Origin of the sequence: Streptomyces sp. CBMA29 (genome assembly GCF_014596445.1) — a bacterium.
Classification (GTDB): Bacteria; Actinomycetota; Actinomycetes; order Streptomycetales; family Streptomycetaceae; genus Actinacidiphila.
In genome coordinates, this window is sequence record NZ_MECL01000007.1 from 43318 (window position 1) to 55436 (window position 12119).

Sequence of the window (12119 nt, forward strand, 5' to 3'; positions counted from 1 at the left end):
CCGGGGGCGACCGGCAGCCCCGCGAGGCCGACGCCGCGGCCCTCGCGGACCGGGTCGGCGGACTCGGTGTCGACGGTCAAGGCTGTCGGGCGCGCCGGACTCCGGCGCCCGCCGTCCGGTAACCTCCCACGCATGCCATCAGCACTGGACAGCCAGGAGATCGGCAATGTCGCGCAAGAGTTCGACAACGAACTGGTGCTGCTGCGCCGCGACATCCACCGCCACCCCGAGCCCGCCGGCGCCGAGGAGCGAACGGCGGCGCTGGTCGCCGAACGGCTGCGGGCCGCGGGCCTCACGGTGACCACCGGCGTCGGCGGCCACGGCGTGGTCGCGGTGCTCGACGGCGCGGGACCCGGACCGACCCTCGCCTACCGCGCCGACATGGACGCGGTGGACGACGACGAGCTGGACGAGCTGTTCGAGAGCGACTTCGCCTCCCGCGTCCCCGGCACCGCGCACCTGTGCGGCCACGATCTGCACACGGCCGTCGGGGTCGGCGTCGCCCAGGTGCTCGCCCGGCTGCGCGAGCGCTGGCACGGCCGGATCGTCTTCCTCTTCCAGCCGGCCGAGGAGACGCTGGCCGGAGCGCGGGCCATGATCGCGGACGGCGCCCTGGAACACACACCCCCGCGCGAGGTCTACGCGCTGCACTGCGGGCCGTTTCCGGTCGGCACCTTCGCGGTCATGCCCGGTCACGGACTGCCGGGACAGGACCATTTCCAGGTCGAGTTGACGGGCCGGGACGCCGCGTCCGACGCGCGCCGGATTCTCGAACTCGTGGACGGCCTGTCCACCGTCCGCCTCCCGCGCAACCCCGAGGAGTACGACCGTCTGCTGGCCGACCTCCGCGACCCCGACGGGCCGCTGGCGCGATTCGTCGTCGCCTGGCCCGAGTTGACCGCCCTCGACGACGGCAGCCCGCTCGTCCGCGTCTCGCTGCGCGCCTGGCCCGACAGCCGTTACGCCGAGATCCGCGACACGGTACGCGCCGCGGTGGAACCGCTGCCGGGCGCCACGGCCGTCTTCGCCGACGAGCCGTTCCCCGCGATGGTCTGCTCGCCGGAACTGAGCGACACCGCGGCGCGGTACCTGCGCGGCGCGCTCGGTCCGGACGCGGTGGAGGTGCTGCACGCCTCCTTCCCCTTCAACGGCGAGGACTTCGCGCTCTTCCTGAACGACGTGCCCGGCGCGATGTTCTACCTCGGCGTCGCCAACCCGGACGCCGGGATGAACGGCGCCCCGCACGCACCCGACTTCGCGGCCGACGAGCGGGCGCTGGGATTCGGCGTCCGCGGCATGGCCGGTTTTCTGCTCAGCCGCCTCGCGGCCGGCGTGGCCTGAAGGCCCGCGCCCACCCTTCTCGGCGCTTTCCAGGGGCGCGGGCGGGGGCTGGCCTCGTCATGGGCCTTACGCGGACGGCGTCCCGCCGGTGGCCGTCGCCGTGCGCTGAGCCGGGATCCGCTCGACCTGATTCGACGTCGGCGTCCCTCGTGGAAATGCCGGTTCGGGGCGGCAGACCGGCCTGACCCGGTCTGCCGCCCCGAACCGGGGCTCTTGTCCGGCCGTGGTCAGGCCGGAACGACCTCCAGGCTCACCAGCCGCGCGTCCGAGTCGCGACCGCCGGACACGGCGAGCGCCACGTAGCGTGCCGTCGTACGCGCCGCGAGCGTCGCCGCACGGCCGCGCCGCCGCAGCTCGCCCGCCGGGGTGTACGTCAGCCCGTCCGCGCTGAACTCGATGGCGGCGGACGGCACATGGCCGCCGGTCCAGGCGGTACGGATCTCCCGGACGTCGACCGCCGCGCCGAGATCGACCACCATGCGGCCGCGCGCGGAGCCGGGCCGCCAGGACGTCGCCGGGTCGCCGTCCACGGCCGCGGCCGGATCCGACATGCCCGCGGGCAGCGGACCGGTCGGGAAGGTGTCGCAGCCGACCGCCACGTCCTCCAGCGGGTACGGCTTCGCGCCGCGCACGGTGACCTGCGCGGTCCTGCCCGGCTGGACATCGACCTGGGCGCAGGCGCCCGACGGCGCCGTGATCAGCAGACGGGCGCGCGGACCGCTCACCCGTACGGTGGAGGCGTCGACGACCTCCACCCGCAGACCGGTGGGGACCGAACCGCCCGCACGCGACGTCAGGGTGAAGCGGGCCGGGACGACCGCCGCGCTCGCGGCCGTCAGTTCGGCCGCGAAGTCGGTGCCGTCCGAGGTGACGTGCTGCGTTCCCGCGTAGAGCGTGAGACGGGACCGGCTCTGCGGCACCGACACCGTGGTGGCCACGGAGCCGGCGGAGAGGTTGAACAGGCTCAAGTGCCCGCCCGCCGTACTGGCCTTGACCGCCGCGTCGCGCGCCCGGGGCGCGGGCCGCGCGGCGGCGGCCTTCACCGCACGCGGGTCGCCCGACGGCAGACCCTCCACCAGCAACGGCTCGGCGGGACCGTCGGAGAGCACCACCAGATCGCCGTACACGGACAGCGGGTTGGCGGCGCCGCGCACCACCAGCCCCGCCCGGCCGTCCACCGACAGCCAGCCGCCCCGGCTGGACAGGTCCGCGTTCGGGAAGCGGATCAGATCCGTCCAGGTCTTCCCGTCCGCCGAGCCCTGCACGCGGTACGCGCGGGCCGCCGCCGTCTCCCAGCGCAGCGTCACACGGTCGAAGGCACTGGCGGCGCCGAGGTCCACGGTCAGCCAACTGTCCGCGCGCCCGCGGTCCGAGACCGCGACCGCCCACCGGGTCGTCGCGTTGCCGTCCACGGCCAGCGCCGCGCCCTTGCCGGAGTCGGCGGACGACGCGGTGGCCGTCTTGCCCTGAGCCAGATCCGGACCGCTCGCGCCGTCCCGGACCTCGAAGGCGTACAGCGAGTAGCCGTACGTGGTGTGGCCCGCGACGCCCTGCATGCGCACGTACCGCCACGAACCGCTGGGCACGCTCAGCTCGTCCACCCGCGGCCCGGGGCCGACACCGGCGTTGCCGCTGTCCTGCGAGGCGACCTTCGCGCTGCCCTCGGCCGCGGTGTACGTACGGCTGCCGACGAGCCCCGCGACACCGGGCATCGTCAGATTCTGCACCCGCAGCGAGCCCTCGCCCGACGCCGTACCGCTGGTCGCGTAGACCACCGCGCCGGACGGCAGAGTGGTGAACCCGGCGGTCCCCGAGTCCAGGGTCAGCACGGTCGCGGTCGCGTCGAAGCCGTCGCGCACCTCCCGGTACGTCGTCACCGACCGCTTGAGCACCTTCGCCGCCGTCGCGGGCAGGAACATCGGCGTCGTACCGCTGAGCGCGAACAGCCAGTCGTCGTGGGCGGGTTGCCAGCCGAATTTCACAAAGCCCGGCTTGCTGACCGCCGCGGCCCAGGCCGCCGGGGTCTGCTGCGCGACCAGACCGGGGCCGGTGCCGAAGTCCTTGACGCCGGAGGCCCGCGCGAACAGCTCCGCGTCCGACAGCGGCTTGACGACCCCGCCGTGCGCGGCCCGCCACTCGTGCAGCAGATAGCTGATCGCCACCTCGGCGCGCGCCTCGGGCTCGTACTTCGGCTCACCGGAGAACTTCGCCAGCCGGTACAGCGGCGCGTACGCCTGGTACGGCGCCAGCCGCGCCGCCATCGCGGCCTCGCCCCACGCCGCCGTACGGTCCCCGGCGACCTGCGCGAGGAACGCCAGCGGGATCACGTCACGGCCGTAGAGGTGCTCGCGGTCGGCGACCATCGGCATCAGCGGCTCGCCCGCGTCGCTCATCACCATCAGCAGCGTGCGCCACAACTGCTTGGCGTTCGGCTGCTCTGTGAGCACCTGCGGCAGCGGACGGCCCGCGGTGATGAAGTGCACGGCGTTACGGCCCGAGGTGCGCCACAACTCCTGCTGGTAGTGCGGTCCGAAGGAGCCGTGGTTCTCCACGATGAAGGAGTCGTACAGATTCGTCGCGGTGTTCGCGCTGACCGCGACGCCGTCCACCACGGTCGGGTTGGCCAGGTCGGCGGCCGGGAGCCCGGTCTCGTTCCGGCTCCAACGGCCGTACGCGGCGCTCCAGTCGGCATACCGCGGATCGTCGCTGGCCCAGGCCAGACCCGGCGCGAGGGACTGGGCGTAGACGCCCATCTCCTCCAGTTTGGTGTCCCCGACGAAACCGCCCTTGAGACCGTTCGTCGTCCAACTGCCGGACGCCGGGTCGTTGGCGGTGCCCAACGCCGTGGTGTACGCGGCCTGTTCGCGCACGATCGTGTCGACGTGACCTCGCGTCACCGCGTCCAACTGGTCCCAGAGCAGGTGCGCCGCGAGCACGAAGTAGAGCTGGAAGGTCGTGTCGAAGAAGAGGGTGCGGCCCCACTCGGTGCCGCCCGTCAGGCGGTTGGACGCGGCGAAGTGCTTGATCGTGGCCAGCGTGTGCGACCGCAGCGTCTCCTTGTCGATGCCCGCGCTCGTGGCGTCGTACGTACCGCGGGTCAGCAGCACCGCGTTGCCGAGGACGACCACGAAGTTGTAGTCGGTCCCCGTGTAGTAGCCCTTCGAGGCGTCCCACTGGGTCTCGGCCCAGCGGGTGTGGGTCAGCAGCGCCTGGTAGTAGGCGGCGGCGACACCGTCGTCGGGAGCGTGGCCGGGACCGTGCCCTCCGGCGCCGTGGTGGCCCGCGGGCGCGGCGTCCGCGGAGGCGGCGCCGATCGACAGCGGCGTGGCGACGGCCAGGGAGGTGAGCGCGGCGAGCTGGGCGAAGCGCCGTCTGCCCAGTCCGGCGGGGTCGTGGGTCACGGCAGATCTCCTCTTGCATTTAGACAACGTTGTCATTGGCTGCCGGGCCATTCTTTGCGGTCTTGGACGCGGCCGTCAAGGTCTGGGGAGACGGCAAAGCGGACGGACCGCGACCGGTGAGGGGACGGACTGTGGCCGGTGGGGGTCGCGGTGCGCGCGGGCTGCGGGGTGCGGGTTGCGGGGTGCGCGCGCCGCGTCACGGGTGCACGGTGCGCAGCCACGCCTCGGCCTGACGCGGCGAGTGGAGACGGAGCACCTGGAGGTGCGCGAAGCGGGGGTCCTGGCCGCGCCCGGCGATGTCCTCGCGCCGGGCGGCGTGCTGGGACCAGGCCCACCACGCCGGGTGCTCGCCGCTGAACCAGCCCGACAGGGTTTCCACGTTGCCGCCGAAGACCCGCTCCCGGCGCAGCGTCCTGCTCAGCGACCGCCGCAGGACACGCGGCATGATCACCGCTCGCGGGTAGTCGAGCCAGACCACCGTGTCCGCGCGCGTCCACAGCAGGTCCCGTACCTCCGGGTAGCCGAAGGAGTCGACGATCCACTCGGGGCCGGCCGCGAGGTCCGCGACCTTCGGTTCGAACTCCGGGTCGGTGGCCCAGCCGGGACCGGAGAACCGCAGGACGTCCATCTCGTGGAAGGGCAGGCGGAGCCGCTCGGCGAGGGCCCGCGCCATGGTGGTCTTGCCCGCCCCGGTGATGCCTGCGACGAGGATGCGTTTCACCGCCCGAGGCTAACCGCTTCTCGGGCGGTGGGGTCCGGGTCCGGGTCCGGTTCGGCCGACGGGTCCGGGTCCGGGTCCGGCCGCCGGGTGCGGTCGGGTCGGGACCCGCCCCCGGCGGTCCGTGTCCGTCAGGCGTTCATGAACTCGCGCGGGGTCAGCGCCCGTTCGGCGATCCGGACGTCACCGATCCAGCCGCGCATGACCTGGTCCGGCTTGCCGCCGTCCGCGTGACCGCCGATCATCCACGGCAGATTGAGCGAGGTCAGGCCGTTGTTGCGGGTGGACGGATTACGGACGACCGGGCAGCCGTCGACGTACATCGTGGTCTGCCGGCCGTTGTTGACGACGGCGACGTGCCACCAGACGTTGATCGGCAGGTAGTGGCCCCAGTTGGTGGTCGACGTCGTGAGGTTCAACGGGTAGACGTTCCACTGGAGTTCGGCGCCGCCCGACAGGCTGAGGGTGACGATCGGCTCGGTCTCGGAGTAACCCGTCTTGCCCGCCTGGCCGCTGGTGCCCCAGCGGCTCAGCAGCGCCGACCAGCCGTTGCGGTTGCCGTCCCAGTCGGCGGGCAGCTTGAAGAACGCCTCGAAGGTGTACGCCGAGCGGAAGGTGGCCGCGTTCAGCGGCGCCCTGTCCACGGTCTGGAGGTAGGCGCCGTGCGGGCCGCCGCTGTCCCTGTCGCCGCCGAAGTAGAGGCTGGCGTGGCCGGGCTGGTCCGGGTGGTGGTCGGCCGACCACTTAAGCGCCGCGTCCGTGGCGCCGGGCAGCGCGACCTTGGTGAGGTCGTTGCCGCGCCCCGACAGGTCGACGATCCGGTCGGTGCCGTGCGAGCCGTCGAACCGCCAGTACGCCAGAGTGCCGGGCACGAGCATCCGGTTGACGGGGCGTGCGGGTCGCGGGGCGGCCGGGGCGAAGCCCGAGAAGCGCTGCTCGAAGTCGATGTCGAGCGAGAACCGGTCCTGCGGACCCGTCAGTTCGATCTCCTGCCGCTCCAGCTCGTTGAGGCTGTCGGCGGCCTTGCCGAGAATCCACGGCGAGATCGTCTCGACGTCGATGGTGTCGCGCGCCAGGTCGAAGCGGTAGAGCCGGATCATCGCGGCGCCGCCGTAGTACCGGTCCTGGTAGTTGGTGATGTGCAGATGCGTGTCGTGCCCGGCGGCGTTCTTCTTCACCGTGCGCGCGGGCGGCCAGAAGTGGCCGTTGAGCGTGAGGAAGATCTGGTCGTTGCCGTCGATCAGGTCGGCCCACAACTGCTGCCCGAAGTCGGACAGTTCGGCCTCGTCGCCGTACGTGTCGGCGCCGACGATCTCGTGCGTGGTGAGGATGACCGGGGACTTCGGGTGCGCGGCGATGACCTTCTTCGCCCACGCGACGCCCGCGGCCGACGGCCGCCAGTCGAGCGCGAGCACCAGCCACTCCCGGCCCGCGGCCCGGAAGGTGTGGAAGGTGTTGTAGCCGTCGGGGCTCGCGCCGCCGAAGGAGCGCGCCTTGCGGAACCGCTGCGGCCCGAAGTGGTCGAGGTACGGGGTGTTCCCGCGCTGGTCGTCCTTGCCGGGGATGTCGTGGTTGCCCGCCAGCACGCTGTACGGCACCTGGTGGTCGTCCAGGATCTTGAACGCCTTGCTGATGGAGGCGAATTCGCCCGCCTTGCCGTTCTGGGTGAGGTCGCCCAGGTGGGCCATGAAGACGATGTTCTCGTCCTTGCCGTTCGCCAGCAGATAGCGGAAGGCCGCCTCGACCGGCGCCGGGTACAGGGCGTCACCGTCGAACATGTACTGCGTGTCCGGCATCACCACGACGGTGAAGCGCTGGTCGTCGGTGTCGGGCCGCCACGGCCCGCCGAACCCCGGAAGCCCGGCGGTTCCGGCCGTCCCCGGCGTACTGGCAGACGCCGGTCCCGCGGCCGACAGACCGGCCACCGCGGCTCCGGCGAGTCCGGCTCCCACGAGCAGCGATCGGCGGCTCGCGCCGGGCAGGGGTCCCTCGGGCTGGTGCTGCGGACTGCACATGAGCGTCTCTCATTCGTCTGCGCTGTTGTTCGGTTCATCGGTCATGGCGTGCGGCAGCGCGGAACCCGTGAGGGCCCCCGTGAGGTGGACGGGGCAGGTCCGGCCGGCAGAAGCCGACGCTACGGACCGAGATGACAGCCCCAGCCAACGCGCGACGAAGCGCACATGAACGCCTTGACGGAATCACCCACTACGGGCGCGCCCTCGGCCCGTACCCCGCCGCCGCGCCGGTCCCGGGACCGTGACGTCCGAGGTCCGGCCGCTCGCGAGGCCCGCGAGGAGCACGGCGTAGGGTGCGGTGGTGACCTCACCCCACCGCCCCCCGACCGCCGCCGCGCCGGTCACCCTGGCCGACGTCCGCGACGCCGCCGCCCGGATCGACGGCGTCGCGCACCGTACGCCCGTACTGCGCTCGCGCACCCTGGACGACCTCGTCGGCGCCGAGGTCCATCTCAAGTGCGAGAACTTCCAGCGCGTCGGCGCGTTCAAATTCCGCGGCGCGTACAACGCCGCGTCCCGGCTCACGCCCGAGCAGTTGGCCAAGGGCGTCGCCGCGTACTCCTCGGGCAACCACGCGCAGGCCGTCGCGCTCTCCGCGCGGGAGCTGGGCAGCACCGCGGTGATCGTGATGCCCGAGGACACCCCGCGCTCCAAGCGGGAGGCCACCGAGGGCTACGGCGCTGAGGTCGTCACCTACGACCGGTATACCGGCGACCGGGTCGCCATCGGCGAGGCGCTGGCCGCCGACCGCGGCCTCACCCTGATCCCGCCGTACGACCACCCGCACGTCATCGCGGGACAGGGCACCGCCGCGCTGGAACTCCTGGCCGAGGCAGGGCCGTTGGACGCCCTCGTGGTGCCGGTCGGCGGCGGGGGACTCCTCGCGGGAAGCGCGACCGCCGTCAAGGGGCTGAACAGCGCCATCCGGATGATCGGCGTCGAACCGGAGGCGGGCGACGACACCAAGCGCTCGCTGGAGGCGGGCGAGCGCGTCTCCATCCCCGTCCCGCGCACGATCGCCGACGGGCAAGCGGCCTCCGTTCCCGGCGAGTTGACCTTCGCCATCAACCGGCGGCTGGTGGACGACATCGTCCTGGTCACCGAGGACGCGATCCGCGAGGCGATGCGCTTCGCCTTCGAACGTCTCAAGATCGTCCTCGAACCCAGCGGCGCCACGCCACTGGCCGCCCTGCTCTCCGCCCGCGTCACCCCGCTTCCGCCCCGCGTCGGCCTGATCCTGTCCGGCGGCAACATCGACACCGCGCGCTTCGCGGAACTGTGCGGTGGCGCGCCCTAGCCGAGTCATGGGTACGGGCCCGCGCGAGGGTACGCGCGGGCCCGTACGGGGTCGGCCGGTCAGCGGTAGCTGAGGATGACCGGTGTGCGCACGCTGCGGGGAGGCAGTGTGACGGTGAGGGAGCGGGTCGCGCTGTCGTAGTGGTACGAGCCCGGCGACAGCCCCTCGCCGGCCGCCGTGAGGTGGCTCGGCGCGGCGACGCCGAGCAGCGTCACCGTCCACTGCCTGGTCCTGACCTGGCCGGCGAAGGACCCCTTGGCCGGGCTGATGGTGACGGTGTGCCGCCCGCCGCTCTCGCGGTACCGGACGGCCGTGGTGGCGCTGCGGCCGGGACCGCCGACGGTGCCGTTGTCCTCGTACAGCGAGGTCGAGCCGGAGGCGCCCGCGGCGACGGTCAGCGTGACCTTGGTCAGCGGCGCCTTGTCGTTGGCGGTCACGTTGTTCGTACGGGTCGGGATGACCGCGCCCGCCTTGACGAACACCGGCATACGGTCGAGGCCGGTGGTGATGTTCTGCGTGGTGCCGCCGGTGTAGGTCTGCCCGGTGAAGTAGTCCGTCCACTGGCCGGGCGGGAACCACACCGACGTCGTGGCCGTCGTCCCCGGGGTGGTGACGGGAGCGACCAGCATGTCCGAGCCGTAGAAGTACTCACTGCCCGCGGTGGCGTACGCCTGCGGCTCGTCCGGGTATTCGAGATACGTGGCGCGGACCACCGGGACGCCCGTGGTGGCCGCCTGCTGCGCGAGGCTGTACGTGTAAGGCACCAGGTTCTCGCGGAGGTTGAGGAATTTGTCCGCCGACTGCCGCGCCGCCGTGCCGTACTGCCAGGGCAGCCGGTCGCTGTGGTTGCTGTGCAGCCGGTCGACGGGCTGGAAGGCGCCGAGCTGCACCCACCGGGCGTACAGGTCGTCCGGCAGCTTGTGCGTGGTGTGGGTGCCGCCGCCGTCGGTGTACGTCTCGGAGCCGGTCAGGCCCGTCGTGTCGTTGTGGCCGCCGATGTCGTGACTGACCGCGGACATGCCGGTCGCGACCGACTCGCCGGGTGTGTAACCGACTTCGGACCGCAGCGTGCCCCAGGTCGAGGACGTGTCACCGGTGAAGTGCACGGTGGTGCGCTTGTCGGCCCACGGTCCGGTGGGCAGTCCCTGCTGGCCGCTGTACCCGCCGGCCTGGAGCGAGCCGTAGGCGCGGGAGATGACGAAGCCGCGGCCGATCGCCGGAGCGGAGTCCGCCGCGTATGCCTGGTTGATCCACGCGTCGGGCGTCACACCGGCGAGCGAGGACTGGGAGTTGTCGCAGCACCAGTCGAACCACCAGAAGTCGTTGCCCTGCTGGTCCATCGTCTTGTGCAGGTCCATGTACGCCTTGAGCTGGTCGGGGTCGCCGAAGTCGAAGACGTAGCAGTCGCCTCCCGCGCTCGCCCCCGACGCGCAACCGCCCTTGACCAGCTTGCCCTTGGCGGTCGCCTGGGCCTGCGCGAACTGCGGGTCCGAGGCCAGGATGCTCGGGTGGGTGTTGAGCGTGTTGTGCAGCCCCTGCGCCGCCGACCAGTCGAAGAAGCCCTTCGGGTCGGGGAACTTGGCGGTGTTCATCTCCCAACCGCTCCACGTGTTGGGCGACTTGAAGTCCGTGTCGGTCACCAGGACGTCCAGCGGGACGCCTTCGGAACGGAAGGCGGGCAGGATCTTGTTCTCGTAGTCCGCGGCGGTCCTGTCGATGTACTCCGAGTACCAGACGCCGTACGCCCACTGCGGCAGCAGCTCCGCCGGGCCGGTCAGCGTCGCCAGGTCCGACAGCGCCTGCTTGTAGGCGTGGCCGTACCCGAAGAGGTAACCGTCCTGGTACGGCGTCCCGTTGTGCGAGGGGCGCTGCGTGACCTTCTTGGCGGCGGTGTCGTACAGCGCGGACGTCGTGTCGTCCAGCAGGTACCAGCCGTCCTTGTACATCAGGCCGGGCGTGGTCGTCGGATTGCCGTTGTCACCGTTGAGCCCGTCCAGGCTGCGCCGGTATCCGCCGAGCGCGAGGTGCGGCTGCGGGGCCGCCGCGCCGGACGCGGTCACCGACAACGTGTCGAGGTTGATGTGGCAACTCGCCGCGTTCGGGCAGCCGACGGTGATGTCGTCGGCGCCCGCCTTGAGTGCCACGGGCACCGAGGCGGTCTGCCAGGTGTCCCAGTTGCCGGTCACCGGCAGCGAGAGCGTCGCACTCGTACCGCCGGAGGACACCGTGGCCGTACGGGTCTGGTTCAGACCGTCGCCGCCCGTGGAGTTGGCGTAGCGCACCTGGACCGAGTACGTCCCGTCGGACGGCACCCCGACGACATGGGCCGTCACGCTCGACCCCTGGTTCAGCTCCCCGAGGAAGCCGCTGCCCGCGTACCCGCCGTGGTCGGTGGCCACCTTCGCGGAACCCGTGATCCGGTCCGCCTCGGCCTCACAACTCGCGCCGAAAGCACAGTCCGTGATGGCGGTCGCCGAGACCGAGGGGAACGCGCCGCCCGAGTTGACCAGCGCGACGCTGTCGATGTTCACATTGCCGGAATTTCCTGCGGCCTTGGACAGCGTGACGGTGTGACGGCCCGCGCCGAGCTGCACCGCGGCGGTCGCCAGACTCCAGGTGTCCCAACTGCCGGTCACCGGAAGGCTCAGCGTCCGCGCCGCGCCGCCGTCCACCGCCAAGGTGAGCGTGCGGGTGGTGTTCTGGCCGTCGCCCGCCGCGGAGTTGGCGTACCGCGCGTCGAATTGGTACGTGCCCGCCGTCGTGACCTCGACATCGGCCGACAGCGAACTGCCCGTCCCCTGGAAGCCGGCCAGGAAGCCGGAGCCGGTGTACCCGGTGTGGTCCGTGGCGACGCCGACCCCGCTGTACGGCAGGCTCTCCGCCTCGCACAGCGCCCCGACCGCGCACGTCATCTGCTGCCACGGAGCCGCGGTGACCGCCGAGGAGCCGGCCGTCAGCCTCACCGAGAGATTCCGCGCGCTGAACTGCCCGGAGCCCACCTGATACCGCAGCGTCATCGCACTGGTCGCGACCGTCAGCCAGCCGTTGGACGTGCTCGTCGTGTACGCGGCGGGCGCGAAGTCGCCGCGGCCGATCGCGTTGTACGTCGCGGCGTCGGTGAACTTCCCGTCCTGCGCGTACTCGGTACGGATCAACGTCGGCGACAGCACCTGGAAGCGGGCGCCGCCCGAGGTCACCGAGGGGATGGCGTGGTGGCCCACCCCGTGCCCCGGCCCCGCGGACGCCTGGCCCGCGCCGGCCACCGTCATCCCCGCCACGCAGGCGGTCACGGCGACGACCGCTCCCCGCCGCCGCATGTACCGCATCGTGCGCCACGCTCGTCTTCT

The 12119-nt window shown here is 72.2% G+C and carries 6 protein-coding genes; 2 read left to right on the forward strand and 4 right to left on the reverse strand.

The window, feature by feature from the left end; translation table 11 throughout:
- The first annotated feature begins 132 nt into the window (after positions 1-132).
- A complete protein-coding gene (locus BGM09_RS01580; protein WP_188279511.1) occupies positions 133-1341 on the forward strand; it encodes a M20 family metallopeptidase in 1209 nt (402 codons plus the stop codon).
- A gap of 227 nt (positions 1342-1568) precedes the next feature.
- Here the strand turns inward: BGM09_RS01580 and BGM09_RS01585 are convergent, their stop codons facing one another.
- From BGM09_RS01585 to BGM09_RS01595, 3 genes are all read right to left on the reverse strand, one after another.
- Entirely contained in the window at positions 1569-4742 is a 3174-nt protein-coding gene (locus tag BGM09_RS01585; RefSeq protein WP_411158239.1) for a discoidin domain-containing protein, read from the reverse strand.
- A 196-nt stretch (positions 4743-4938) separates the two neighbouring features.
- The gene (locus BGM09_RS01590) at positions 4939-5463 is read right to left on the reverse strand and encodes an AAA family ATPase (protein ID WP_188279513.1); all 525 of its coding nucleotides are present in this window, start codon (positions 5461-5463) and stop codon (positions 4939-4941) included.
- A 128-nt stretch (positions 5464-5591) separates the two neighbouring features.
- The gene (locus BGM09_RS01595) at positions 5592-7475 is read right to left on the reverse strand and encodes a LamG-like jellyroll fold domain-containing protein (RefSeq protein ID WP_188279514.1); all 1884 of its coding nucleotides are present in this window, start codon (positions 7473-7475) and stop codon (positions 5592-5594) included.
- A 301-nt stretch (positions 7476-7776) separates the two neighbouring features.
- Between BGM09_RS01595 and BGM09_RS01600 the strand changes: the two genes are divergently transcribed.
- Complete coding sequence (locus BGM09_RS01600) at positions 7777-8772, forward strand: pyridoxal-phosphate dependent enzyme (protein WP_188279515.1); 996 nt, start codon at positions 7777-7779, stop codon at positions 8770-8772.
- A 59-nt stretch (positions 8773-8831) separates the two neighbouring features.
- Here BGM09_RS01600 and BGM09_RS01605 read toward each other — a convergent pair whose 3' ends face one another.
- Positions 8832-12041, reverse strand: coding sequence for a TIM-barrel domain-containing protein (locus tag BGM09_RS01605; RefSeq protein WP_188279558.1), 3210 nt, complete (start codon positions 12039-12041; stop codon positions 8832-8834).
- Between the last annotated feature and the right edge of the window lie 78 nt (positions 12042-12119).

Bases quoted from the DNA above. Each gene is read 5' to 3' on its own strand.
- BGM09_RS01580 (WP_188279511.1), top strand. From the start codon at position 133: ATGCCATCAGCACTGGACAGCCAGGAGATCGGCAATGTCGCGCAAGAG.
- BGM09_RS01595 (WP_188279514.1), bottom strand. From the start codon at position 7,475: ATGTGCAGTCCGCAGCACCAGCCCGAGGGACCCCTGCCCGGCGCGAGC.
- BGM09_RS01605 (WP_188279558.1), bottom strand. From the start codon at position 12,041: ATGACGGTGGCCGGCGCGGGCCAGGCGTCCGCGGGGCCGGGGCACGGG.